A 25,216-nucleotide genomic window follows, 5' to 3' on the forward strand; every position below is an offset into this window, starting at 1 on the left:
CCGTTGCGGACTTGCCTTGCTACGATTTTATCGCCGCGCGATAAGGAAGAAATCCGAGCAAGTTAGAATGCAGGAGCTGTATACGTGGAAATCGTCATGGTCTGGAGCATGCTCGTGTGGAATGAGCCGCGCGTTGGCGTCGCACAGCAGGACAGATTATCGGTCTCAACCACAGATAACCTCTACAATTCGGAAGATGAGTGCCGTGGCAACGCGCGTCTCATCATCGAGCGCCTGCCCAAAGCTCGCATTGCATGTGTGCTCACGCATGTCGCGAAAGCAGAGCGCGAATCTATGAGACAATACGAACAGTTTATATATAAGAACCTACCCGTATTGCCGAACCCAACGAAGCCATGAGCTTCGTCGTCCGCTTTCGACCCAAACCGGAAATCGAGCGAATAGCGGCCACGGCCGCTCGTTCCCTCACTCGACCGCACACAGCCCCATGGACCTGCCACCCATCATGCGGAATCATCGCGTCATGATCCGAATCATTGCCGCCCTGATCGTCGCGTCCATCCTGTGGCCCGCCCCTGCCGCGCTCGCGGCCAGCGCCTGCCGTCCGACGCGGGATGGCAAGGACCGAATCGAGCCGGTGGGCGGCTGTCCGAGCGGATATTACCTGCGTGGCGCCTGCTGCGAGTCGTTCAAGGCCCTGTCGCAGCCCAGCAGCGCCGTGAAGACCTGCCCGCCGGGGACGGTCGCGAGCCTCGGGACCTGCATTGCCAGGAAGTGAGCCCGCCTGAATCCGAGGATGAGGCCTTGCCTTCGTCCATCGGGCGCAGCTCCTCTCCTCACTGGGCCGCGCAGATCTCCTCGGCCGCCTTCAGGCTCGATTTGCGCTGGATTTTGTCGTCTCTGGCGAAGAGCTCGGCCAGCCAGTCGACGAAGACGCGGACCTTGTTGGAGAGGTGCCGGTTGGGCGGGTAGACGATGTGCAGGGGTTTGGGCGCCGTGCACCAGTTGGCCAGGATCGGCATGAGTGCGCCGGCCGTGATGTGGTCCTGCACCATGAAGGTCGGCGCCTGGATGATTCCGAGCCCCGCGACGGCCGCCGCGACATAGCCGTTGCCCTCGTTCAGCGAGACGATGTAGCGGCTGCGGACCTCGATGGTCTCGCGCTCATTGGCGTAGAGAAAGGGCATCGTGCGGCCCGTGCCGGCCATGCGGTAGCCGACGATATGATGCCCCTGCTCCAGATCGCGCGGATGGTTCGGCATGCCGTGGCGGGCGAGGTAGGAGGGAGCGGCGCAGGTGATCGCGAACATCTCGCCGATGCGGCGTGCGATCAGGCTCTGGTCCTGAATCTCGCCAGCGCGGATGGCGCAATCGAGATTCTCGGCCAGGAGATCGGCGGGGCGGTCGCTGAGGCCGAGATCGAGCTGGATCTCGGGATAGCGCTCATGGAAGCCCGGCAGCGCCGGGATGATCACCGCCATGGCCAACGAGGCGCTGCAATCGACCCGCAGCCGCCCGCTCGGGCGCGCCTGCGACAGCGCCATGCTGGCGTCGAGCTCGTCGATCTCGCCGAGAACGCGCAATGCCCGCTCGTAATAGGCGGCGCCGTCCATCGTCACGGTGACGCGGCGCGTCGTGCGGTTGAGCAGTTTCGCGCGCAGATGCCCTTCGAGCTGCTGGATCTGCTTGGTGACCGTCGGCTTGGGCATGTCGAGCAAATCGGCGGCGCGGGTGAAGGTGCCGGCCTCGACCACCCTGACGAAGGCGCGCATGGCGCTGAGCTGATCCATCGAACCCTCACTTCGAGCCGTGACGCGATGCCATTATTTCCCTCAGGAAATAATGAATGAACGAAAGCACCATTTATTGCCCCACAGATATCACCTAAATCCTGCTGCACCGCAACAGCACAGGCCGCGCCATGCTCGCCACGTCGATCCAGCCCTATCGTAATCCCCGCGCCGTCTTCTGGCGGCAGGAGACGATCGCGGCCGGCACGGCGTCGCTGGCGGCCCGGCTCTATGCGCCCGCCGAGATCGCGGCTGACTCCGGGATCGTCGTGCATCTGCATGGCGGCTCCTTCACCGGCGGCTCGCTGGTGGAGGGTGAGGCGGTGGCGACGATGCTGGCCGAGGCCGGCGCGGTCGTGATCTCGCTGGATTACCCGCTGGCGCCGGCGCATCGCTTCCCCGAGGCGCTGGAGGCGACATATGGGGCGCTCGTCGCCATCGGCAAGATGCGCGCCCGCTGGGCAGCCAGGCATGCTCCGCTCTATGTCGCGGGCGAGGAAGCCGGCGGCAACCTCGCCGCCGCGCTCGCCCTGATGGCGCGTGACCGGCACGGCCCGGCGCTGGCCGGCCAGATCCTGCTGTCGCCCATGCTCGATGCGTGCCTGGGGACCTATTCGCTGCGCGCAGCCGAAGCCGGGCCGGTCGGCTGCCACTGGGCCGATGGCTGGGCCGACTATCTCGGCACGCCCGACAAGGCCGCCCACCCTTACGCCGCCCCGCTCAACGCCACGAGGCTCGCCGGCCTGCCTCCCGCCCTGCTGATCAGCGCGGGCGACGACCCGATGCGCGACGAGGCCGCGGCCTATGCAGCCCGTCTGCAGGAAGCGGGTGTGAGCGTGCGCCACCATGTGCAGACTGCTCCGACGCAGTGGCCGGCAGCCTATGCGGGGGCGCCGCAGAACGACTCCTGTCTTTGCAGGGCCTGCTCTCATGTGAGTGATTTCTACGCCCAGACCGCGCCTCCCTAGGCGCGCGCCGCCCTCGCCCTTCGCATTTCCGATTCCGTCTCATCCAAGGAACCAACCCATGATCCAGGGAACGCATCGTCGTGGCTTGCTGGGCGGCGGTCTCGCTGCCGGCGCCTCTCTCGCTACGCTCGCCCTCGCCTTCAACCTGTTCGGCGGGCACGCCCAGGGCGACACGCCCGCGGCCGCCCCCGCAGCACCACCGGCAACGCCCGTCTCGGTCGCGACCGTCGAGCCGCGCGATATCATCAACTGGGCCGAGTTCTCCGGCCGGCTCGAAGCGATCGAGCGCGTCGAGCTGCGCTCGCGCGTCTCCGGCGTGGTCGAGGCCGTGCATTTCCGCGAGGGCGGACTGGTCAAGCAGGGCGACCTGCTGATCAGCATCGACCAGGCGCCCTATCTCGCCGAGCTGGAGCGGGCGCAGGCCCAGGTCCTGGCGGCCGAGGCGCGCGTCGCGCTGGCCGCGGGCGAGAATGAGCGCGGCCAGCAGCTGATGGCGAGCCGCAACGTCTCGCAGCGGGATCTCGACACGCGCTATAACGGCTTGCGCGAGGCACAGGCCAATCTGCAGGCCGCCCAGGCGACGCAGCAGACCGCGCGGCTCAACCTCGACTACACCCAGATCCGCGCGCCGATCAGCGGGCGCATCGGGCGGCTCGGCGTCACCGTCGGAAACCTCGTGGCGGCCGGGGCCGGCACGGCTCTGCTGACGACGCTGGTCTCGGTCGATCCGGTCTATGCCGCCTTCGACGCCGACGAGCGCACGGTGCTCGATGCGCTCGCCAGCCTGCCGGGCCGCGAGCGTGCGCTGGAGCGCATACCGGTCCGGCTCGCGACCGCGACCAGCGAGGCCGTAACCGTCACCGGCAAACTGCACTTCATCGACAACGGCGTCGATGCGGGCAGCGGCACGATCCGGGTGCGGGCGCTGCTCGACAACCCCGATGGCAAGCTGCTGCCGGGCCAGTTCGTGCGCGTCCAGATGGGCCAGGCACGGGCCGCGCAGGGCCTCGTCATCAACGAGCGCGCGGAGGGCACAGACCAGGACAAGAAGTTCGTCTTCGTGGTCGGCGACGACAACAAGGCGCTCTGGCGCGAGGTCACGCTCGGCGCCCCGCATGACGGGCTGCGCGTCGTCGCCTCCGGGCTCAAGGCCGGCGAGCGCATCGTCGTCAACGGCCTGCAGCGCATCCGTCCGGGCGCGAGCGTCGCGCCTGAGCCTGTGCCGATGGCCGAGAAGGCTGAACTGAAGCGCGGCGCCGCCAAGACGGAGATCGCCCAGCGCTGATCCCGACGCGCGTCATTCTCGGGCGAAGCGAAGCGCAGACCCGAGAATCTCAGGGCCAGAGTGCACTGGTTTCCGAGATGCTCGGGTCAGGCCCGAGCATGACGGCGCTTTCATCACGCAAGACATCCGCTCCAAAGGGGGGCGTGCCATGAACCTGTCCAAATTCTTCATCGACCGGCCGATCTTCGCCGGCGTTCTCTCCGTCCTGATCTTCCTCGCCGGGCTGATCTCGCTGCGCACCCTGCCGATCTCGGAATATCCCGAGGTGGTGCCGCCGACCGTGGTGGTGCGCGCGCAATATCCCGGCGCCAATCCGCGCGTCATCGCCGAGACCGTGGCGACGCCGATCGAGGAGCAGATCAACGGCGTCGAGGGCATGCTCTACATGTCGAGCCAGGCGACGACGGACGGGGTGATGACGCTGAACGTCACCTTCCGGCTCGGCACCGACCCCGACCGGGCCCAGCAGCTCGTGCAGAACCGCGTCAGCCAGGCGGAACCGCGCCTGCCGGAGGAGGTGCGCCGCCTCGGCGTCACCACCATCAAGAGCTCGCCTGACCTGACGATGGTGGTGCACATCACCTCGCCGAACGGCCGCTACGACACGACCTATCTGCGCAACTACGCCGTCCTCAACGTGAAGGATCGGCTGGCGCGCATCGACGGCGTCGGCCAGGTCCAGCTCTTCGGCTCGGGCGATTATTCGATGCGCGTCTGGCTCGATCCGCAGAAGGTCGCCGAGCACGGCCTCTCGCCATCCGACATCGTGCGCGAGATCCGGGCCCAGAACGTCCAGGCCGCGGCCGGCGTGATCGGCGCCTCGCCGAGCGGCCCGGGGCTCGACCTGCAGCTTTCGGTGAACGCTCAAGGGCGCCTCGCCAACGAGGCGGAATTCGGCGACATCATCGTCAAGACCGTCGCCAGCGGCGCCGTGATCCGCCTCAAGGACGTCGCCCGCATCGAGCTGGGCGCGGCCGACTACGCGCTGCGCTCGCTGCTCAACGGCAAGTCGGCGGTCGCCGTGCCGGTTTTCCAGGCGCCCAACTCGAACGCGATCGCGATTGCCGACCGCGTCCAGGAGACGATGCGCGAGATCAAGCAGAACATGCCCGAGGGCGTGGACTATGCGATCGTCTACGACACCACCCAGTTCGTGCGGGCCTCGATCAAGGCCGTGATCACGACGCTGCTCGAGGCGATCGCGCTGGTGGTGCTGGTCGTCATCGTCTTCCTGCAGACCTGGCGGGCCTCGATCATCCCTCTCGTCGCCGTGCCGGTCTCGGTCGTCGGCACCTTCGCGGTGATGTATCTGCTGGGCTTCTCGATCAACGCGCTTTCGCTCTTCGGGCTCGTGCTGGCGATCGGCATCGTGGTCGACGACGCGATCGTCGTGGTCGAGAATGTCGAGCGCAACATCGAGCACGGTCTGGAGCCGCGCGAGGCGACCTACAAGGCCATGCGCGAGGTCTCCGGCCCGATCATCGCGATCGCGCTCGTGCTGGTCGCCGTGTTCGTGCCGCTCGCCTTCATCAGCGGCCTGACCGGCCAGTTCTACCGGCAGTTCGCCTTGACCATCGCGATCTCGACCGTGATCTCGGCGGTCAACTCGCTGACGCTGTCGCCTGCGCTGGCGGCACTGCTGCTGAAGGGCCACCATGCCCCCAAGGATGCGCTGACGCGCTTCATGGACCGCGTCTTCGGCTGGTTCTTCCGCGGCTTCAACCGTTTCTTCAATCGCTCTTCGGAGGCGTATGGCAGCGGGGTGCGCCGCATCCTCGGCCGCAAGACGGTGATGATGGTGATCTATGTCGGCTTGGTCGGGCTGACCGGCGTGCTGTTCAACACCGTGCCGTCAGGCTTCGTGCCCGGCCAGGACAAACAGTATCTCGTCGGTTTCGCGCAACTGCCCGATGCCGCGACGCTCGACCGGACCGAGGACGTGATCCGCCGCATGGACGAGATCGCCCTGAAGCATCCCGGCGTCGAGAACGCGATCTCCTTCCCCGGCCTGTCGATCAACGGCTTCACCAACTCGTCGAATGCCGGCATCGTCTTCGTCGGCCTGAAACCCTTCGACCAGCGCAAGGACCCCTCGCTGTCGGGCAACGCCATCGCCATGCAGCTCAACAAGGAGTTCGCGGGCGTCAAGGACGCCTTCATCGCGATGTTCCCGCCGCCGCCCGTGCAGGGGCTGGGCACGATCGGCGGCTTCAAGCTGCAGATCGAGGATCGCGCCGGCCTCGGCTACAAGGCGCTCGACGAAGCGACCAAGGCCTTCATGGCGAAGGCTTCGACCGCGCCCGAGATCGCCGGCATGTTCTCGAGCTTCCAGGTCAACGTGCCGCAGCTCTATGCCGATATCGACCGCACCAAGGCGCGCCAGCTCGGCGTGCCCGTGACGGATGTCTTCGAGACGCTGCAGATCTATCTCGGCTCGTCCTATGTCAACGACTTCAACACCTTCGGCCGTACCTACACGGTGCGGGTGCAGGCCGATGCGCCCTTCCGCGCCCATCAGGAGGACATCGGCAAGCTGAAGGTCCGCTCCAGCACGGGCGAGATGGTGCCGCTCTCGGCCGTGCTCAACGTGCGCAACGATTCCGGGCCGGAACGGGCGATCCGCTATAACGGTTTCCTCAGCGCCGACATCAATGCCGGCCCGGCTCCCGGCTATTCCTCGGGCCAGGCGCAGGACGCCGTGACGCGGATCGCCGCGGAGACGCTGCCGAAGGGCTTCGCCTTCGAATGGACAGAGCTGACCTATCAGGAGACCCTGGCCGGCAATTCCGCCATGTTGGTGTTCCCGATCGCGATCCTGCTCGTCTTCCTGGTGCTCGCCGCGCAGTATGAGAGCCTGACGCTGCCGATCGCGATCATCATGATCATCCCGATGGGTCTGCTCGCGGCGATGGCCGGCGTCTGGTGGACCGGCGGCGACAACAACGTCTTCACCCAGATCGGACTCGTGGTGCTGGTCGGGTTGTCCGCCAAGAACGCGATCCTGATCGTCGAATTCGCGCGCGAGCTCGAATTCGAGGGTCGGACGCCGGTCGAGGCCGCCATCGAGGCCAGCCGCCTGCGGCTGCGGCCGATCCTGATGACCTCGCTCGCCTTCATCATGGGCGTGGTGCCGCTGGTGACCTCGACCGGCGCCGGCGCCGAGATGCGCCATGCGATGGGAGTCGCGGTCTTCTCCGGCATGATCGGCGTCACCGCCTTCGGCATCTTCCTGACGCCGGTGTTCTACGTGCTGATGCGCAAGCTCACCGGCAACAGGCCGCTGAAGCAGCACGGCGCGGAGGCGGAGGCGGAGCCGGCGCCTGTGGCGAAGGCGGCATGACCCCTCTCTGAAAGGAGAACGCCATCGTCCCGGACGCAGCGAAGCGAAGATCCAGGATCCATTCCGGAACCCTCATCGGAGAGGGTCAGGAATGGATCCCGGGTCGACCTTCGGTCGCCCGGGATGACGGCGTGGTTCAAAAGCAGGCTGGACTTACCGCTCGATCATCTTGTTCCAGCGGCTGTTCCATTCAGGGCGCTTGGCGTTGATCGCGTCCCAGTCCAGCACCACGGCGGTCTTCATGAAGCCGTGGAAGGCCTCGAGCTTCTTTTCGGCTTCCGGCGTCGTCGCCTTGGCCTTGCTGTTCGACGGCACGACGTTGCCGACGGCCAACGCCTTCGACTGCGCCTCGGCCGAGAGCAGATAGGCGGCGAGCTTCTGGGCGAGTTCCGGCTCCGAATTGTTGGCGATGACGCATTGCGCCACCATCAGCACCACCGAGCCTTCCTTGGGCTGGGCGTATTCGACCGGAATGCCCTTTTCCTTCAGGGTCGCGACCGCGGTCGGGGTCAGCGGGAAGATAGCCGCCTCGCCGGTCTGGACCATCTCGGAGATCTTGGCCGAGTTCGGGATGAACTCGATGACGTTCTTGCCGATGGTGTCGCGGAACTTGCCAAAGCCCGGCTCGACATTGGCCTCGGTGCCGCCCTGGATGCGGTTGAACATCAGGAAGGCGTGCAGGCCGAAGGACGAGGCGGAGGCCGACTGGAAGACGACCTTGTCCTTGAACTTGGGGTCGGCCAGGTCCATCCAGGAGGTCGGCGCGGCCCAGCCCTTCTCGTCGAACATCTTCTTGTTGTAGGCGAGCCCGGTCATCCCGAGGTCGATGCCCACCGCCATGTCGTCTTTCATGCGGGTGCCGTTGGCGAGTTCGCCGAGTTCGGGACCGGCCTTCAGCTTCTCGCAGAGACCGGCGCCGATGGCGCGGACCATGACGCCGTCGTCGAGGAACATGACATGCATCTGCGGCTTGTCCTTGGCTGCGGTCGCCTTGGCGAGGATGTCCGAGGACGTGCCGGGGACGACGACGACCTTGACATTGTTGGCCTTTTCGAACTCCGGGAAGACGCCTTGCGTGAAGGTCTTTTCGAAGTTGCCGCCGTTCATGCCGACATAAAGCGTCTTGGTCTGGGCGAAGGCGGACGTGCCGGCGACGAGCGCCAAAGTGGCGACGGCAGCGCCCAGCGCGGTGCGACGATGGATCATGTGAAAACTCCCCTGTTTTGCGGCTCTGAGAAGCGATCCGCACCCGAGCCGTCGGCTGTGCGGTCGCTGGTTGAAGGAGGCTTGCTGAAACGGCCGATCGAGAAGGCCTCGATCGGGGTGGTCGTGGCGCCGTCGCGAACGAGTTCGGCCAGGACTTCGCCGACGCCGGGCGCGATCTGGAATCCGGCTCCAGTGAAGCCGAAGGCGTGGAACAGGCCGGGCGTGGTGCCGCTGGGTCCGATCACCGGGTTGCGGTCGGGCATGGCGGCCTCGGTGCCGGTCCAGAAGCGGATCGCCTGGGCATGGCGCATCGCGGGAAAGAGCTCGGCCGCCTTGTTCATGATGGCGAGCGCGCCATCACCTGTGGGGCGCGAGAGATCGATGTCGGCCAGGGGCAAGCCGCGCTCGCCGCCGACGACGCAATTGCCGCGCTCGACCTGGCGGGCATAGACGCCGCCGCCCTCCATGCCGGTATTGACGGTCATGATCGGTGCGAGCGGCTCGGTCACGATCATCGAGGGATAGATCCGGCTGAGCGGAACCGGCTCGCCGAAGGCCGCCGCGAAAGGCCCGGCCCAGGCTCCGGCGCTGTTGATGAGCGCGCCGGCCCGCAGCGTCAGCCCTTCGCCCGCCTCGAGCGCGAAGCCGGCGCCGTTTCGGGTGGCACCCGTCACGGGCGTGTTTTCCAACACATGCGTCCCGGCGCGGCGCGCGGCGCTGGCAAAACCGGCGGCGACGAGGCGCGGATTGGCGTGGCCGTCGCCCGCGCAGAGCGACGCGCCGGTGATGTCGCCCTCGATCCATGCAAAGCGCTCGCGCAGATCGTTGTGGCCGATCAGTTCGAGGTCCAGGCCCTGATCGGAGACGGTGGCGGCATAGGCTTCGAGCGCCGCCATGTCGGCCTCGCCGCGGGCGAGCTTGAGATGGCCCGAGCGCAGAAACTCGCCATCGATGCCGATGAGCGATGCGAGACGCGGCCAGATCGCGTGCGCGCGCTGCGACAACGGCAATTGCTCGCGCGGCCGCCCCTGCCGGCGCACGCCACCATAATTCACGCCGCTCGCCTGCGCGCCGCAGAAGCCCTTGTCGAGCAGGGCGACGCTGAGGCCCATGCCGCGCAGGGCCAATGCAGCCGAGGCGCCGACGAGGCCGCCGCCTATGATCGCGACATCGACATCGAGACGCGCGCTCACTCCGCTGCCTCCGTCTCGCGCGGCGCCGGTGTCAGCACCAAGGGGACCGGCTTAAGCGGCGCCTGGGCGCGCAGCCGCCCGACGCTGTCGAGGCTGCGACCGGTCTGCACCGCCAGCAGTTCGGCCGCTGCGCCGGCGCAGATGCGGCCCTGGCAGCGGCCCATGCCGACGCGGCTGACCGCTTTCAGCCGGTTGATCTCGACGATGTCGAAGCGGTCGATCGCGTCGCGGGCCTCACCCGTGCGGATCTCCTCGCAGCGACACAGCAGCGTGTCGTCGGCGAGGCCGGCAGCCCAATGCGTGGGATAAGGAAAGGCCGCCTCCAGCACGTCGCGGAAACGGTCGATGCGCGCGCGTTCGACGTCGAGCACGGCAGCGCGTTCCGGCGAGTACGGCAGGTGCCGATCCTCGCAGAGCGCCAGCGCGGCGCGCTCGCCTGCCCGCTCGGCCGCATCGGCCCCCGCGATGCCGGCGCCATCGCCCGCCAGATAGACATGCCGCACGCTGCTGCGCCCGGCGGCGTCGCGCTGCGGCAGCCAGGCCCGGTCGCGCTCGTCGAAGCGGAAGGCGCAGCCGGCAAGGTCGGCGGCTTGCGTTTCCGAGCGCAAAGCGAGCCCGTAGCCGACACCGTCGCAGGCGAGACGATGCGTGCGGCCGGCTTGCGTCCAGGCGACGCCGGAGACTGCATCGCCGCCCTCGAAGCGGACATTGTCGACACCGGAATGGATCGCCACGCCGCGCAGGCGCAGTTCGGCGACGAAGCGCATGCCTCTGGCAACGACGGCCGGAAACAGCATGAGGCCGCGCAGCATGGCGAATTTGGCCGAAAAGGGCGCGGCATCGAGCACGGCCGCGACCGCGACGCCCGCCTTCATGTATTGCCAGGCGACCAGATAGAGCAGCGGGCCGGTGCCCACGAAGACGACCCGGCTGCCGATGGCGCAGCCCTGCGCCTTCAGCGCGACCTGCGCACCGCCGAGCGTGAACACGCCGGGCAGCGTCCAGCCGGGAAGCGGCAGGATGCGATCGGTCGCGCCTGTCGCCAGGATCAAACCGTCATAGGCAACGCGGCGGCTCTCGCCGGCGACCGCGATGTCGGCCACGCCGTCGCGGAGGTTCCAGAGCAGCGCCTGCGGCCAGTAGTCGAGATCGCCGGCCAGGGCTGCGAAATCGCGGTGCAGCGCGCGCGCCTTGCCGGCTTCGGAGCCATAGAGCGCCGTCTCGCTGCGCTCGTCCGGCACGAGGCGCTGGCGGTAGATCTGGCCGCCGCAGGAAGGCGCTTCGTCGACGACGAGTGGACGCAAACCGGCGGCGACGAGCGCCTGCGCGGCGCGGATGCCGGCCGACCCGGCGCCGACGACCAGCGGCTGCGCGCGTCCGTTCATGCCGCGCTCCCTGCCCGCGTGACGATGCTCATGCCGGCCGCCAATGGCGTCGTGCAGGCGCGCAGGCGCGCGCCATCGGCGAGCGTCACCCAGCAATCCTGGCAGGCGCCCATCTGGCAGAAGCCGGCGCGCGGCTGGCCCGAGAACTCGCTCACCCGGACCGCTTTCGCCTGGCTCAGGATCGCCGTCAGCAGCGTGTCGCCTGCCCGGCCCTCGCGCGGCTCGCCATCGAGGGTGAAGGCGACGGTCGTGTGGCCTTTACGGGCGATGCGGTGGAGCAGCGGCATGGCGTTCGCCCTCACTTCTGCCCGACGAGGATCTTGTCGAGCCCGAAGGCGCGGTCGAGGATCAGCATGGCGATGGCGGTCAGCGCGATCATCAAAGCCGAGACCGCCGCCATCATCGGGTCGATCGATTCCGTGGCGTACATGTACATCCGCACCGGCAGCGTCACCGTCTGCGGCGAGGTGACGAAGATCGACATCGTCAGCTCGTCGAAGGAGTTGATGAAGGCGAGCAGCCAGCCGCCGGTGATACCGGGCAGGATCATCGGCGCGGTGACGCGGCGAAACACCGTCCAGTGCGAGGCGCCCAGCGTCATCGCCGCCTGCTCGGCGCTGCGGTCCAGCCCCGTGAAGGCCGCCATCACCAGCCGCAGCACATAGGGCGTGATGACGATGACATGGGTCGCGACCAGCCAGGCGAAGGAGCCGGTGCCGCCGATCAGCGCGAACATCCGCAGGAAGGCGACGCCGAGCACGAGATGGGGAATGATCAGCGGCGACAGGAACAGCGCGTTGAGCGCGCTGCGGCCCGGAAACGCGTAGCGGTCGATGGCGAGCGCGGCGGGCACGGCCAGCGCTACCGAGATCGTCGCGGCAAGCGTCGCCAGCCAGAGGCTGTTGACGAAGGAGGCGACGAAATCGGGATGGATGAAGATCTCGCGGAACCAGCGCAGCGAGAACGAGGTCGTGGGGATCGAGAGCGTGTTCTCGGGGGTAAAGGCAACGAGGCAGATCACCACCAGCGGCGCCAGTACGAAGGCGACGACGAGGCTGTGGAAGATCAGCGCGATGGGGCCGTTCTTCTGCATGGCGCTTACCCCAGCGTCCGGCGGGCGCGGGCCTCGACCATGCGGTTATAGGCCAGCATGATGGCAAGGTTAGCCGCGAGCACGATGATGGCGATGGCGGCGCCGAGCGGCCAGTTCAGCTCGTGCATGTATTCGTCATAGACCAGCGTCGCGGCCATCTTGAGCCTGCGGCCGCCGAGCAGGCCGGGAATGGCGAAGGCGCTGGCCGAGAGGCCGAAGACGATCAGGCTGCCCGAGAGCATGCCCAGCGAGACCTGCGGCATCACCACGCGGCGCAGCGCCGTGAAGTGTGAGGCGCCCAATGTCAAGGCGGCGGCCTCGACCATCGGATCGAGCTTTTGCAGCGCGGTCCAGACCGGAATGACCATGAAGGGCAGCATGACGTGGACGAGCGCGATCACGATCGCCGTCTCGGTGTAGAGCAGCTTGACCGTGCCGAGCCCCAGCGCCTGCAGGGTCTGGTTCACCAGGCCGGTCGAGCCGAGCAGCATGCTCCAGCCGAAGGCGCGCACCACGACGGAGACCAGCAGCGGGCCGATGATCACCAGCAGGAAGACCGAGCGCCAGGGATCGCGCATCCGCGACAGGATATAGGCTTCCGGCGCGCCGATGACCGCGCAGATCAGCGTCGTCAGGAAGGCGAGCCGCAGCGTGCGCCAGAAGGTGCCGAGATAGTAGTCGTCCGAGAACACGGCGATGTAATGCGCCAGCGTGAACTCGTTCTTGATGCCGGTGGTGTGGTCGTAGACGTGGAAGGAGAGGATGACCGTCAGGACCAGCGGCAGCACCACGAGCCCGAGGAAGAACAGCGAGCCGGGGCCAACCAGCAACCAGGGCGTGGGATTGGCGCGTGCCGCCGGCGGGCCGAGACTGTGGCTGGTGGCGCTCTGGCTGGTGGCGCTCATGCGGCGGCTCCGACCAGCGCATCGACCTTGAGGCTGGCTGGCGTCCAGGCGAGCGAGACCCGCCCACCCTCGCCCGGCGGCTCCTCGCCCTGGTTGGGAACCGAGACCGAGATGGCGCCGACCGGCGTCTCGACGGTGAAGAGCCAGTAGCTGCCGAGGAAGAAGCGGGCGAGGATCACCCCGTCCAGAACGCCCTGCCCGGCCTGCGCAAGCAGGATCTTCTCCGGCCGCAGCGACAACGCCACCGCCTGCCCGTCCGAAAGCGAAGCCGGCTCACTCGGCAAGGCGATGCCGGCGACCTCGGCGCGGCCGCCCTGCCAGACGCCCTCGATGCGGTTCATCTTGCCGACAAAGGAGGAGATGAACGCCGTCGCCGGCCGCTCGTAGAGCTTGTAGGGCGCGTCGACCTGGGTCATGCGACCCTGCTCCATCACCACGACGCGGTCGCTGATCGAGAGCGCTTCGGCCTGGTCATGCGTCACCATGATCGTGGTGGTGCCGACGCTGCGCTGGATGCGGCGCAGTTCGAACTGCATCTCCTCGCGCAGCTTGGCGTCGAGGTTCGACAGGGGTTCGTCGAGCAGCAGCACCGGCGGCTCGATCACCAGGGCGCGCGCGATCGCGACGCGCTGGCGCTGGCCGCCCGACAATTGGCGCGGATAGCGCTCGGCAAAGGCGCCGAGATGGACGAGGCCGAGCATCTGCGCGACGCGGCGGTCCCGCTCAGCCTTTGCGATCTTGCGCATCTCCAGGCCGAAGGCGACGTTTTCCGCCACCGTCATATGCGGAAACAGCGCATAGCTCTGGAAGACGATGCCCAAGCCGCGCCGGTTGGGCTTCTCATGGGTGATGTCGCGGCCGTCCAGCGTGATGCGCCCACTGGTCGGCTCGACGAGGCCCGCGATCATCTGCAGCGTCGTGGTCTTGCCGCAGCCGGAGGGGCCGAGCAGCGAGACGAATTCGCCCTTGGCGACGCTGAGGTCGACATCGCGCACGGCGGCGAGTTCGCCATAGACCTTGCTCAGCGATTGCAGCGTCAGGAAGCCCATCGGCACCTCGGATGCGGGCGCCCGGCCATGATCGAACCGGAGGCCGGACTGCGATGCCGCAAGGAGACGCAGACGACACAAATCCGTCAACCGAGGATTTCACATTGGAGAATTTATATTGACATAATTCCGTTATGTGAAATTTTTCCCTTTCTCAGCTTTGGATCATTTCAGTCGATGTCGCTGCCCCCCGAACCCGCATCGAGCCTCCAGCGCGCCTTGCGGCTCCTGCGCATCGTCGCCGCGGGCGATGCCGCCGGCATGCGGCTGAAGGACATCGCCAGCGCCGCCGGCTGCGGCCAGCCGAGCGCGCACCGGGCGCTGCGAGACCTGATGGCGGAAGGCTTCGTCGAGCAGGTCGCGGGCGGCAAGCGCTACCGGCCGGCGCTCGACTTCTTCGTGCTCGCCGCCCGTGCGGGACAATCGGGCGGCCTGCGCGAACTGGCTCGCCCGGCCCTGCTGCGGCTCTCGGCAACGCTGAGCGACACCGTCTTCCTGCTGGTGCGCAACGGCTATGACGCCGTGTGCCTCGACCGGATCGAGGGCCCCTTCCCGATCCGCTCCTTCACCGGCGACATCGGCGGCAAGGTGCCGCTCGGGCTCGGCCAGGGCAGCCTCGCCATGCTGGCGCATCTGCCCGAGGCCGAGCGCGACGCGGTGATCCGCTTCAACATGCCCCGCCTGCTCGATCGCGGCTTTCTCGACGAGGCCGCGCTGCGCGGCGCGCTCGACCGGGCCCGCGAGCAGGGCTGGGTCAACCTCAACACCGGGCTGATCCCCGGCATGGCCGGCGTCGCCGTGCCGGTCTGCGATGCGGATGGGCGCGCGGTGGCGGCGCTCAGCGTCGGCACGCTGCTGGAGCGGCTGCGCGACGACCGGCTCGCCAATGTCGTCGGCATCCTCAAGGCGGAAGCCGAAGCGCTGGGCGCCAGGCTCAACCCCTTCGACATGGCGCTGCGCTATCCCTCGCGCAGCCTGAGCGCGATCGCGGGCTGACCGGCCCACGCCGATCCGTCATGCCGCAGCGCGCTTGCCCGCCACGGAGAAGCATGGTCTCGAAGGCTCAGCACCGTTCCCGAAGGCAGATCGTCATGACCGAAACCGCCCCCAAGCCCGCCCCGCGCATCGCCATCACCTATTGCTCGATGTGCCAGTGGATGCTGCGCGCCGCCTGGCTCGCCCAGGAGCTGCTCTCGACCTTCGGGCAGGATCTCGGCGAGGTCGCGCTGATCCCGCGCACCGGGGGCATCTTCCAGATCACCTATGACGGCGAGCTGATCTGGGACCGCAAGACCGAAGGCGGCTTCCCGGATTCCAAGATCCTGAAGCAGCGCGTGCGCGACCGGCTCGATCCGCAGCGCAGCCTCGGCCATGTCGATGGGCATGTCGCGGTGGAGAGCGTTTGAGCCGGGACCGTCATGCTCGGGCTTGACCCGAGCATCTCGGAAACCAGCAGTCTCTCGTCCTGGGGTTCTCTCGCCCTGGGATTCTCGGGTCTGCGCTTCGCTTCGCCCGAGAATGACGCGCCCTACACTGCTTGGCTGCGCGTCGCCGCGATCCAGGCCCTTGCCCGTGCCTCCGGATCGGCGTTGAGCGTGATATCGGTCACGGCCGCGACGATGTCGGCGCCGGCCTCGAAAACGCCCGGCGCCCGCTCCAGCGAGATCCCGCCGATGCCGACCAGCGGGATGTCACCGATGCGGCGCTTCCACTGCGTGACGCGCTCGAGGCCCTGCGGGTCCCATTTCATCGCCTTGAGGATGGTCGGATAGACCGGGCCGAGCGCGACATAGTCCGGCTGCGTCGCCAGCGCCCGCTCCAGCTCGACCTCGTCATGGCTGCTGACGCCGAGCCTCATGCCGGCCTTGCGGATCGCGCCGAGATCGGCCTCCTCGAGATCCTCCTGGCCGAGATGGACGAAGTCGCAGCCCTCCTCGATCGCCAGATGCCAGTAGTCGTTGACGACGAGGACGCAATCGGCCTGCGCGCAGAGCGCCTTGGCACGCGCGATCTCGCGGGCGGTTTCGACCTCGGCCTTGTCCTTGACGCGCAGCTGCACGAGCTTGACGCCGAGCGGCAGCATGCGCGCGAGCCAGTCGGCGCTGTCGAAGATCGGGTAGAACGGGTCGAGCTTCGCGACGGCAGTGTTGTTCATGAGAGAAACGCCTTGCCCATGACGGGGGTGGAGGGGGCGGCCATGTCGCGCGCCTCGATCGGCTGCGCCTCATAGGCCTGACGACCGGCCTCGATCGCCGCGGCGAAGGCCTTGGCCATCAGCGCGGGATCACCGGCCTTGGCGACCGCCGTGTTGAGCAGGATGCCGTCATAGCCCAGCTCCATGGCATGGGCGGCATGGGACGGCAGACCGATACCTGCATCGACCACGAGGGGAATATCGGGGAAATGCTGGCGCATGGTGCGCAGGCCATAGGGGTTGTTGAGGCCCCGGCCGGAGCCGATCGGGGCGCCCCAGGGCATCAGCACCTCGCAGCCGGCATCGAGCAGGCGGCCGCCGACGACGATGTCCTCGGTGGTATAGGGGAAGACCTCGAAACCGTCGGCGCTGAGAAGGCGCGCCGCCTCGATCAGGCCGACGACATCGGGCTGGAGCGTATCGTCCTCGCCGATCACCTCGAGCTTGATCCAGTTGGTGCCGAAGACCTCGCGCGCCATCTGCGCGGTGGTGACGGCCTCCTTGACGCCGTGGCAGCCTGCCGTGTTGGGCAGGACGCGCACGCCGAGATGCTTGACGAGCGACCAGAAGGCCTCCCCGGCTCCGCCCTCCCCCGCTTCCCGCCGCAGCGAGACGGTGACGACCTCGACGCCCGACGCACGGACGGCATCGGCCAGGATCGCCGGCGAGGGATATTGCGCCGTGCCCAGAAAGAGCCGGCTCTTCGGCTCGAAGCCGTAGAACGCTTTTGTCGCGGATTCTTGCATCTCAGCCGCCCTGCATCGGCGCGACGACCTCGATGCGGTCGCCCTCAGTGAGCCTGACAGTCTCGCGCTTGCGGGCCGGGACGAAATCGCCGTTCACGGCGGTGGCGACCACCCTGCCGGCATAGCCGAGTTCGTCCAGCACTTGGGCCAGCGTCTCGGCCGCGACCTCTCGCGGTTCGCCGTTAAGCAGCAACGTCATGGAGCATCTCCGGTATCGCGGCTGGATCGAGCACCGCGTCCGCCGCCAGCCGCGCCATGGCGGGGCTGAGCAGGAAGCCGTGACGATAGAGCCCGTTGACATGGATCACCCGGCCCCGGCGCGTCAGCCGCGGCAGGTTGTCGGGAAAGGCCGGGCGGGCATCGACGCCAATCTCGACGACTTCGGCCTCGCCGAAGGAGGGGTGCAGCGCGTAGGCCGCGCCGAGCAGCTCCAGCATCGCGCGGGCCGAAATCCGGCTGCGATCGGCGCTCTCGATCATGGTCGCGCCGACCATGAAGAGCCCGTCCGCACGCGGCACGACGTAGAGCGGAATGCGCGGATGCAGCAGACGGACGGGGCGTGACAGCGTCAGATCCCGGCTGCGCAGCAGCAGCATCTCGCCCTTGACGCCGCGCAAATCCGGCAGCGCGTCCCGAGCCGAGAGGCCGCGACAGTCGAGCACGATATCGGCGGCGATGTCGTCCGCCCTCGCCTCGCTGCCGAAACGGATGTCGCCGCCGGCCTCCAGCACATGCCGCGCCAGGCCGGCGAGCGCCCGGCGGGGATCGAGATGGGCTTCGCCTTCGAAGAACAGGCCTTTGCCGAAACGCCCGGCGAGATCGGGCTCGAGCGCCGCGATGCCGTCACCATCGAGCTCCAGAAAATGCGAGGTGCGCTGGCCGAAGCGCCTGATTTCGCTGCGGTCGCGGCTCGGCGCCAGCACAAGCGTGCCCTTGCGGACCACGCCCTCGACATGGCGCTCCCACCAACCGGCGGCTTCCTGCCCGAGGCGGATGACAGGCTCCTCGGCGCTCTCGCCTTCACACCAGGGGGCGAGCATGCCGCCGGCGAACCAGGAACAGGCCTGCTGGCCCGCAAAGGCGCCGCGTTCATGCAGCGTGACCGTCGCGCCACGGGCCAGCAGTTCGGCCGCGCAGGCGAGGCCGACGACGCCGGCACCGACGATGCCGACATGAACAGGCTTGCCTGCGCTGGTCCTCGGACGCGGAAGCGACTTTGGCTGCATGGACGGATCGGACATGCCATTCCCACTTGACCGGGAAGGCAACGGCAATGGCGTGCTTAAAGAGCGACGAGCCTAAAACCGTTCCCTTCGCCGGCATTACCCGGATCAGGTTCGATGGGTTGGTGCATCAGCACCTCTCAGCCTTGCGGGCACCCCAACGGATCGTCTCAATCTAAGTTGCCATGGCGGCATGAGCAAGGCGGGTTGGTCCCGCGGAGTCATCCCGGGCGACCGCAGGGAGACCCGGGATCCATGCCTGAACTTTTTCGAACCAGCGTTCCGGCATGGATCCCGGATCTTCGCTTCGCTGCGTCCGGGATGACCCGCTCATTTGAGCTTGCCTCGTCTTTCGCCGGGTATGGCGATCACGCCAGCGGCTTGGCGAAGCGCGTGATCGCTTCTGCTGTCGGCGTCGTCCCGGCGCCGGGCTGCTGCGGCTTGAGGAAACAGCCATCGACGACATTGGCCGGCTCGACGAAGGCATCCTTGATCCAGGGGATGTATTCGAGGACCGGCGTCGCCTGGTGCCAATAGGCGAGATGGACATGGACCTGGCTCATCTCGCCGGCATGGGGCGCCACGGGTAAGCGACTGGCGAGCGCGAGCTCCGCTACCTGGATGTATTCGGTGATGCCGCCCAGCCGGGTCACGTCAGGCTGGACGTAATGGATCGCATCGGCGGCGATGAAGGCGCGGAAGGCGTCGAGCGAATAGAGCTGTTCGCCGAGCGCGACGGGGATCGAGGTCGAACGGGCGAGCGCGGCGTGCGAGCCGACATCATCATACCAGAGCGGCTCCTCGAACCAGAAGATGTCGAGCGGCTCGGCTCGCGCGCAGAAGCGCTTGCAGGTCGGCAGGTCCCATTTGCCGTTGCCGTCGATGGCGAGGCTGACATGGGAGCCGACCGCCTGGCGCACCGCCTCGAGCCGGCCGATGTCGATGCCGATATCGGCATGGCCGACCTTGACCTTGATGCGGTGGAAGCCGTCGCGCTCGACAGCCATCCGGCAGCCATCGACGAGTTGGTCCTTGGGGATCGAGAGCCAGCCGATATCCGTGTTGTAGGCCTCGAGCCTGGGCTTGGTCGCGCCGCCCAGCAGATGCCAGAGCGGCACGCCCGCCTTCTTGGCCTTGAGGTCCCAGAGCGCCACATCCACCGCCGCCAGTGCCAGCTGGGTGATGCCGGCGCGTCCGACCCATTGCAGGGGCGGATGGCGGGCAATCTTGAGCCAGAGCCGGCTGATCTCGAAGGCATCCTCGCCAATCAGCAGCGGCGCGTAGCAGTCGCGGATACAGGCGGTGATCAGGCGGTCGGAGGGCAGATCGGCATGGGTGCCGGTGAAGCCGTAACCTTCCAACCCATCTTCGGTGACGATTTTCGCGCCGACCACGCCCCAATGGCTGATACGATGCGTGGAATCGGCGATCGAACCGCCCGTCACCGGGATGTGCAGGATGAAGGGCTCGATACTGGCGATGCGCATGGTGGTCCTCCCGGCCGCCATTTGCGACCAGGGATCGGTCACGACGGCGTGTTGAGCAGAGTTCGACCACAGGATGCCGACCGCTTCAACAGATGTCGCAGGAGGGGCGGCTGCCGGGAATCGGGGAGCGGCGACCCGCAGCGCCCGCTGTGGCACGACAGCTGCGTGCGCTCTGTCGAGATACTGTCATATGCCGCTGCAAAGACGCGCGCAGAATGAGTCTCGGCCCCCGGATGAGGATTTCAACGATGCGCATGACGACACTTTGGATCGCCGCGGCGATCGGCGGCTTGTCGGCAGCCGGGCCGGTGGCCGGGCAGACGATTTACCCGATCAATCGCGCCGAAATCCTCGAGGGCTCGCGCTTCGACTTCAAGGTCGAGTTCCCGAATGCGCCGACCTCGGCCGACGTCACTGTGACGATCAACGGCAAGGCCCCCGCAGAGATCTTCGGCAAGGCCACGACCTTTATGCAGAGCGAGGAAGGCCAGAAGCATTCGGCGCTGTGGCTGCGCGGCGCGTCGCTGCCGGCCGGCAACTACGTGGTCGAAGCCACGCAGGGGACCAACAAGGCGACGGTGAAGTGGGATGTCTTCGCGACCGCCCAGCCGCGCCGCGCCAAGAATGTCATCCTCTTCATCGGCGACGGCATGTCGGTCGCCAACCGCACCGCCGCGCGCATCCTGTCCAAGGGCTGGGACGAAGGCCGCTACAACGGCGAACTCGCCATGGACGATATGTCCAACATGGCGCTGATCTCGACCTCGGGCAGCGACTCGATCGTCACCGACAGCGCCAATGCCGCCCACGCCTACACGACCGGCCACAAATCCTGCGTCAACGCACTCGGCGTCTATTGCGCCAAGAACGCGCTGACGCTCGACCATCCGAAGGTCGAAACCATTGCCGAGGTGATCAAGCGCCGCGGCCAGATGGCGATCGGCGTGGTCACCAACTCCGAAATCGAAGACGCCACGCCGGCCTCGATGGTCGCCCACACCCGCCGCCGCTCGGACTTCAACGACATCGTCAAGATGTTCCACGACGTGCAGCCCGACGTGATCATGGGCGGCGGTTCGCCGAACTTCCTCTCCAAGGCAACGCCGGGCTCGAAGCGCACCGACGAGCAGGACTTCATCGCGAAGTTCAAGGAGGCCGGCTACACGCTCGCCACCACCAAGACCGAGATGAACGCGGCGGTCGCCGCCGGCTCCAAGAAGCTGCTCGGCCTCTACAACACCGGCAATATCGACGGCGCCTTCGACCTGCGACTGGCGAAGAAGGGCACGATCTCGAAATTCCCCGATCAGCCCGATGTGGTCGAGCAGACCAGAGCCGCGCTCGACATGCTGAAAGGCAACCCGGACGGCTTCTTCCTGATGGTCGAGTCGGCGCGCATCGACAAGTACAGCCATTCGCTCGACTGGGAGCGCTCGGTGTTCGACACGATCATGCTCGACAACGCCGTCAAGCTCGCCAAGGACTTCGCCGGAGACCGCAACGATACGCTGATCATCGTCGTGCCCGATCACGCCCATCCGATCTCGATCATCGGCACCTATGACGACGACCGTCCGGGCCAGCTCCTGCGCGACAAGCTCGGCGTCTACGCCGAATCGCGGCCGCCGAACTACGGCCCGCTCGACGCCGAGGGCTATCCGACCAAGGTGGACACCTCGCGCCGCCTGGCCGTCGTCTATGGCAGCTATCCCGACACCTGCGACACCGGCCGGCCGAACATGAGCGGCGAACGCGTGCCGGCCGTGAAGGGCCCCGATGGCAAGACCAACATCGCCAATGAGAAGGACTGCACGGGTCCGCTCGCCGCCCGCAAGACCGGCAACCTGCCCTTCGACGCCAATAGCGGCGTCCACTCGGCCGATGACGTGATTCTGACCGCGATGGGCCCGGGTGCCGAGAAATTCCGCGGCCACAAGCCCAACACCTATGTCTTCCGCGTCATGGCGGAAGCCCTGGCGCTGGGCGGCAAGTAAGCCTCCCAAGACCAGACAGAGGTCGGCGCGGCCTTGACAGGCGCCGACCTCGGGATGCGAGACAAACCGATGCAGCTTTGCGCGAAACCTGCGATCCCGACCCGCCGCGGCCTCCTCAACGGGGCTGCGGCGATCGCGCTTTGCGGCCCGGCGCTGGCCGCCGAGCCCGCCGGCATCGCCTTCGACAGCCTCTACAAATCCTTCGGCGTGCTCGGCTTCCAGTTTTCCGACCGCGTGACGGCGCTGCGGGGGCAGAGCGTCAGGATCACCGGCTACATGGCGCCGCCGCTGAAGCCCGAGAGCCACTTCTTCGTGCTGACGCGCGAACCGCTGGCCATCTGCCCGTTTTGCCAGTCGGATGCCGACTGGCCGGTCGATATCGTCGTCGTCTTCATGAAAGAGATCACGCCGATGGTCAGCGCCGGCCGCAAGGTCGTCGTCGCCGGGCGGCTGGAGATCGGTTCGGCCACCGATGCCGAGACCGGCTTCGTCAGCCAGATCAGATTGACCGATGCCAGCTTCACCCTCGCCTAACACCATCGCGGCAAAGGATTTGGCCACGGCAAGAACCCTGCGGCTGACCGGCGTCACGCTCGATCATCGCGGCGGCGACGGCCGCCCGTTCCGGGTGCTCGACCTGCCGAAACTCGTCGTCGCGCCGGGCGAGCATCTGGGTCTGCGCGGGCCGTCGGGCTCCGGCAAGACCTCGATTTTGCATCTGATCGCCGGGCTGATCCTCCCGGGCAGCGGCACGGTCGCCTGGGGCGAGACCGAGGTGTCCGCCCTGGACGTTTCCCGGCGCGATCGCTGGCGGCTCAACACGCTCGGCTATGTCTTCCAGGATTTTCACCTGATTCCCGAACTCGACGTCGCCGCCAACATCACCTTGCCGGCCAGTTTCTCGTCCTGGCGGATCGGCCGGGCCGAGCGCGAGCATGGCGAGGCGCTGGCCCGGCGAATGGGCCTCACCGATCTGAGCCGGAAAGCCGGCGTGCTCTCGCGCGGCGAGCAGCAGCGGGTCGCGATCGCCCGCGCGCTGAGCCGGCGGCCGGCGCTGATCCTCGCCGACGAGCCGACCGCCAGCCTCGATGCAGCCCATGCCGAGGAGGTCGGCACCCTTTTGGTCGAGGCCGCCCGCGAGGCCGGCGCCACGCTGATCTGCGCCAGCCATGATTCAGGGCTGCTGGCGCGGATGGAACGTTGCATCGACATTGCGCCGGCTCCGCCCCTCCCCGACCTCGCCACGGTGTCGGGACACGCCGCATGAACCCTTTCGCGATGGTCTGGGCCGATCTGCGAGCCCTGCGCTGGACAGCGCTGGCGATCGTTGCGCTGATCGCCATGGCGGTCGCGATCGGCGTTGCCATCGGCGCGCAGGAGCGGGCCCTGCGCAAGAGTTCGACCGTCGCCGCGGCCGATTTCGACCTGTTGATCGGCGCCCCCGGCAGCCAGACCCAGTTGCTGATGTCGACGATCTATCTGCAACTCGAAGCGATCCCGCTGATGGACGGCGCCGTGCTCAAGGCGCTCGCCCAGGACGAGCGCGTCGCCGATTTCGCACCGATCGCCTTCGGCGATGTCAGCCGGGGCTATCCGATCATCGGCACGACGAGCGCCTTCGCCGGCCGCTGGGGCCGCATCGCCCCGAGCGAGGGGCGTCTCTTCGCCGCCGAGGGCGAGGCGGTGGTCGGCGCCGATGTCCGCTACAAGCTCGGCGATCGCATCGCGCCGTCCCATGCTCCCGCCGTGCAGGGGCGCAAGGCCGGGGAGGAAGACGAGGACGAGGCGAAGCATCGCCATGCCGGCCATGACTACACCGTCGTCGGACGCCTGCCGCCGCTCGGTTCGCCCTGGGACCGCGCGATCCTGGTACCGGTCGAGAGCGTCTGGGAGGTGCATGGTCTCGGCAACGGCCATGCGCCCGGCGTCGAGAGGATCGGCGCGCCCTTCGACGCGGAGACGCTGCCGGGCGTGCCGGCGGTCGTCGTCAAGCCGCGCAGCGTGGCGGGAGCCTATGCCCTGCGCAGCCATTATCGCCAGAGCGGCGCGATGGCTCTGTTCACCGCGCGCAGCCAATACTCCCAGAGCGGCACGATGGCGTTCTTCCCGGCCGAGGTGCTTGTCGGGATCTACCGGGCGCTCGGCGACGCGCGCGGCCTGCTGGTCCTCGCCTCGACGCTGAACGCCACGCTCGTCCTGTCGTCCATCCTGCTGCTGCTCGTCGCCGTCGCCGGCCTGCGGCGGCGGCGCTATGCGGTGCTGCGTGCGATGGGCGCGCCGCGGCTCTACGTGCTGCTCGTGATCTGGCTCGGCATGGCCGCGCTGATGGCGCTGGGCTGCGTGGCGGGGTTGATGCTCGGCGTCGGCGCGGCAGGGGCGCTCGCGAAAGCGGTCGAGGCGCAGACCGGTCTGCGGCTCGCCATCTCGGTGGAGTCGCCCGAACTGCTGCAGGTCGCCCTGCTCTTCGTCGTCGGGACCGTCTTGAGCCTGCTGCCGGCGGCCGCATCGTTCCGCAGCCCGATCGCCACCGAATTGCGCGGCTGACGCGGGTCGGCGGGACGGGGCGAACTTGCCAATCCGGTCATCTGAAGGCAATCTAAGCTTAGCAAAATGTTCAGCGCGTCTGTGCCGGAGTGGTCTCTCGTCGGGCAACAGGGCAAGGGAAATTCCAGAACCATGATCATCGACGGTGTGAATGCCGATGCCGGCAAGAATGACGAGATCGCGTTTGGGCGTCGCGCTGCGCTGCTCAACCGCCGGTCGTTCCTGGTCGGCTCGGCGGTGGGTCTGGGCGCGCTCGGGCTCGGCGGCTGCGCTGTCACCGACGGCATGAGCCTCGCCGAGGCGGAGAAGGTCTACGGGCCGGTGCCGCAGGATAAGTTCCCGATTCCCGCAGTCGACGTCACCAAGGTCGACCCGAAATATTTCCGCAAGACGGTCGCCTATGACGGCAAGGAAGCGGCCGGCACGATCATCGTCGATCCCGGCAATTACTATGTCTACCGCGTCGAGGGCGACGGCTCGGCCACCCGCTATGGCGCCAATGTCGGGCGCGACGGTTTCCGCTGGAGCGGCGACGCCTATGTCGGGCGCAAATCCGAATGGGCAACCTGGACGCCGCCCAGGGAGATGATCAAGCGCCAGCCGGAGGTCGCGGTCTGGGCTCGCGGCATGCCCGGCGGCCTTGAGAACCCGCTCGGCGCCCGCACGCTGCATCTCTATCAGAACGGCGCCTACACGCTCTACACGATCTATGCCTCGAGCGACCCGGAGACGATCGGCTCAGGGATCACCAGCGGCTGCGTCGGCCTGCTCAGCCAGGACATGATCCACCTGTATGATCGCACTCCGGTCAAGTCGAAGGTGGTCGTCCTGCCGGCCTGACCGGGCCTGCAAG

25 protein-coding genes and 1 riboswitch are annotated in these 25,216 nt (G+C 67.6%); of the genes, 12 read left to right on the top strand and 13 right to left on the bottom strand.

Going from position 1 to position 25,216, the window contains the following annotated elements; all coding sequences use genetic code 11:
* Positions 1-84 precede the first annotated feature (84 nt).
* A complete protein-coding gene (locus AE618_RS28235) occupies positions 85-360 on the top strand; it encodes a hypothetical protein (RefSeq protein WP_156330464.1) in 276 nt (91 codons plus the stop codon).
* Positions 361-484: 124 nt separating this feature from the next.
* Positions 485-739 carry a hypothetical protein gene (locus AE618_RS23765; RefSeq protein ID WP_156330465.1) on the top strand — a complete coding sequence of 85 codons (255 nt, stop codon included), beginning with the start codon at positions 485-487 and terminating at the stop codon, positions 737-739.
* Positions 740-797: 58 nt separating this feature from the next.
* Here the strand turns inward: AE618_RS23765 and AE618_RS23770 are convergent, their stop codons facing one another.
* Positions 798-1,751 carry a LysR family transcriptional regulator gene (locus AE618_RS23770; RefSeq protein ID WP_054211557.1) on the bottom strand — a complete coding sequence of 318 codons (954 nt, stop codon included), beginning with the start codon at positions 1,749-1,751 and terminating at the stop codon, positions 798-800.
* Between the two features lie 131 nt (positions 1,752-1,882).
* Between AE618_RS23770 and AE618_RS23775 the strand changes: the two genes are divergently transcribed.
* The 3 genes from AE618_RS23775 (at position 1,883) to AE618_RS23785 (ending at position 7,344) form a co-directional block, all read left to right on the top strand.
* Entirely contained in the window at positions 1,883-2,719 is an 837-nt protein-coding gene (locus AE618_RS23775) for an alpha/beta hydrolase (protein WP_054211558.1), read from the top strand.
* A 58-nt stretch (positions 2,720-2,777) separates the two neighbouring features.
* A complete protein-coding gene (locus AE618_RS23780) occupies positions 2,778-4,004 on the top strand; it encodes an efflux RND transporter periplasmic adaptor subunit (RefSeq protein ID WP_054211559.1) in 1,227 nt (408 codons plus the stop codon).
* Positions 4,005-4,152: 148 nt separating this feature from the next.
* Complete coding sequence (locus AE618_RS23785) at positions 4,153-7,344, top strand: efflux RND transporter permease subunit (protein WP_054211560.1); 3,192 nt, start codon at positions 4,153-4,155, stop codon at positions 7,342-7,344.
* A 153-nt stretch (positions 7,345-7,497) separates the two neighbouring features.
* Here the strand turns inward: AE618_RS23785 and AE618_RS23790 are convergent, their stop codons facing one another.
* The 7 genes from AE618_RS23790 to AE618_RS23820 are packed head-to-tail and all read right to left on the bottom strand — an operon-like array spanning position 7,498 to position 14,175.
* Complete coding sequence (locus AE618_RS23790; RefSeq protein WP_054211561.1) at positions 7,498-8,550, bottom strand: ABC transporter substrate-binding protein; 1,053 nt, start codon at positions 8,548-8,550, stop codon at positions 7,498-7,500.
* Positions 8,547-9,743: an NAD(P)/FAD-dependent oxidoreductase gene (locus AE618_RS23795; protein WP_054211562.1), complete on the bottom strand. Its 1,197-nt coding sequence runs from the start codon at positions 9,741-9,743 to the stop codon at positions 8,547-8,549. The genes AE618_RS23790 and AE618_RS23795 overlap by 4 nt, the downstream gene beginning before the upstream one ends.
* A complete protein-coding gene (locus AE618_RS23800) occupies positions 9,740-11,128 on the bottom strand; it encodes an FAD-dependent oxidoreductase (RefSeq protein WP_054211563.1) in 1,389 nt (462 codons plus the stop codon). Before AE618_RS23800 ends, AE618_RS23795 begins: the two co-directional genes overlap by 4 nt.
* A complete protein-coding gene (locus AE618_RS23805; RefSeq protein ID WP_054211564.1) occupies positions 11,125-11,415 on the bottom strand; it encodes a (2Fe-2S)-binding protein in 291 nt (96 codons plus the stop codon). The genes AE618_RS23800 and AE618_RS23805 overlap by 4 nt, the downstream gene beginning before the upstream one ends.
* Before the next feature lie 11 nt (positions 11,416-11,426).
* The gene (locus tag AE618_RS23810) at positions 11,427-12,221 is read right to left on the bottom strand and encodes an ABC transporter permease (RefSeq protein ID WP_054211565.1); all 795 of its coding nucleotides are present in this window, start codon (positions 12,219-12,221) and stop codon (positions 11,427-11,429) included.
* Positions 12,222-12,226: 5 nt separating this feature from the next.
* Positions 12,227-13,126 (bottom strand): ABC transporter permease, encoded by a 900-nt coding sequence (locus AE618_RS23815; protein WP_054211566.1) that lies wholly within the window; start codon positions 13,124-13,126, stop codon positions 12,227-12,229.
* Positions 13,123-14,175 carry an ABC transporter ATP-binding protein gene (locus AE618_RS23820; RefSeq protein ID WP_054211567.1) on the bottom strand — a complete coding sequence of 351 codons (1,053 nt, stop codon included), beginning with the start codon at positions 14,173-14,175 and terminating at the stop codon, positions 13,123-13,125. Before AE618_RS23820 ends, AE618_RS23815 begins: the two co-directional genes overlap by 4 nt.
* Before the next feature lie 177 nt (positions 14,176-14,352).
* Between AE618_RS23820 and AE618_RS23825 the strand changes: the two genes are divergently transcribed.
* The gene (locus tag AE618_RS23825) at positions 14,353-15,171 is read left to right on the top strand and encodes an IclR family transcriptional regulator (RefSeq protein ID WP_054211568.1); all 819 of its coding nucleotides are present in this window, start codon (positions 14,353-14,355) and stop codon (positions 15,169-15,171) included.
* A gap of 95 nt (positions 15,172-15,266) precedes the next feature.
* Positions 15,267-15,581, top strand: a complete 315-nt coding sequence (locus tag AE618_RS23830) for a SelT/SelW/SelH family protein (RefSeq protein ID WP_054211596.1) — start codon at positions 15,267-15,269, stop codon at positions 15,579-15,581.
* Between the two features lie 122 nt (positions 15,582-15,703).
* Here the strand turns inward: AE618_RS23830 and AE618_RS23835 are convergent, their stop codons facing one another.
* The 5 genes from AE618_RS23835 to AE618_RS23855 all read right to left on the bottom strand — a co-directional run bounded on the left by AE618_RS23835 (position 15,704) and on the right by AE618_RS23855 (position 19,825).
* A complete protein-coding gene (locus AE618_RS23835; RefSeq protein WP_054211569.1) occupies positions 15,704-16,330 on the bottom strand; it encodes a thiamine phosphate synthase in 627 nt (208 codons plus the stop codon).
* The gene (locus tag AE618_RS23840) at positions 16,327-17,115 is read right to left on the bottom strand and encodes a thiazole synthase (protein WP_054211570.1); all 789 of its coding nucleotides are present in this window, start codon (positions 17,113-17,115) and stop codon (positions 16,327-16,329) included. The genes AE618_RS23835 and AE618_RS23840 overlap by 4 nt, the downstream gene beginning before the upstream one ends.
* 1 nt (position 17,116) lies before the next feature.
* A complete protein-coding gene (gene thiS, locus AE618_RS23845) occupies positions 17,117-17,314 on the bottom strand; it encodes a sulfur carrier protein ThiS (RefSeq protein WP_054211571.1) in 198 nt (65 codons plus the stop codon).
* Entirely contained in the window at positions 17,298-18,341 is a 1,044-nt protein-coding gene (thiO, locus tag AE618_RS23850) for a glycine oxidase ThiO (RefSeq protein ID WP_054211572.1), read from the bottom strand. Before thiO ends, thiS begins: the two co-directional genes overlap by 17 nt.
* Positions 18,342-18,406: 65 nt before the next feature.
* Positions 18,407-18,508, bottom strand: a riboswitch (TPP riboswitch).
* A 198-nt stretch (positions 18,509-18,706) separates the two neighbouring features.
* Complete coding sequence (locus AE618_RS23855) at positions 18,707-19,825, bottom strand: mandelate racemase/muconate lactonizing enzyme family protein (RefSeq protein WP_054211573.1); 1,119 nt, start codon at positions 19,823-19,825, stop codon at positions 18,707-18,709.
* 254 nt (positions 19,826-20,079) lie between these two features.
* Here AE618_RS23855 and AE618_RS23860 point away from each other — a divergent pair, with 254 nt between their 5' ends.
* The 5 genes from AE618_RS23860 to AE618_RS23880 all read left to right on the top strand — a co-directional run bounded on the left by AE618_RS23860 (position 20,080) and on the right by AE618_RS23880 (position 25,203).
* Positions 20,080-21,819, top strand: coding sequence for an alkaline phosphatase (locus AE618_RS23860; RefSeq protein ID WP_054211597.1), 1,740 nt, complete (start codon positions 20,080-20,082; stop codon positions 21,817-21,819).
* Positions 21,820-21,873: 54 nt separating this feature from the next.
* Positions 21,874-22,353: a hypothetical protein gene (locus AE618_RS23865; RefSeq protein ID WP_248311003.1), complete on the top strand. Its 480-nt coding sequence runs from the start codon at positions 21,874-21,876 to the stop codon at positions 22,351-22,353.
* Entirely contained in the window at positions 22,331-23,086 is a 756-nt protein-coding gene (locus AE618_RS23870; RefSeq protein ID WP_082365535.1) for an ABC transporter ATP-binding protein, read from the top strand. The genes AE618_RS23865 and AE618_RS23870 overlap by 23 nt, the downstream gene beginning before the upstream one ends.
* Positions 23,083-24,363: an FtsX-like permease family protein gene (locus AE618_RS23875; protein ID WP_054211575.1), complete on the top strand. Its 1,281-nt coding sequence runs from the start codon at positions 23,083-23,085 to the stop codon at positions 24,361-24,363. Before AE618_RS23870 ends, AE618_RS23875 begins: the two co-directional genes overlap by 4 nt.
* A gap of 132 nt (positions 24,364-24,495) precedes the next feature.
* Positions 24,496-25,203 (top strand): L,D-transpeptidase, encoded by a 708-nt coding sequence (locus AE618_RS23880; protein ID WP_054211576.1) that lies wholly within the window; start codon positions 24,496-24,498, stop codon positions 25,201-25,203.
* Positions 25,204-25,216: the final 13 nt, after the last annotated feature.

It is taken from the genome of Allobosea vaviloviae (assembly GCF_001298265.1).
Taxonomy (GTDB): domain Bacteria; phylum Pseudomonadota; class Alphaproteobacteria; order Rhizobiales; family Beijerinckiaceae; genus Allobosea; species Allobosea vaviloviae_B.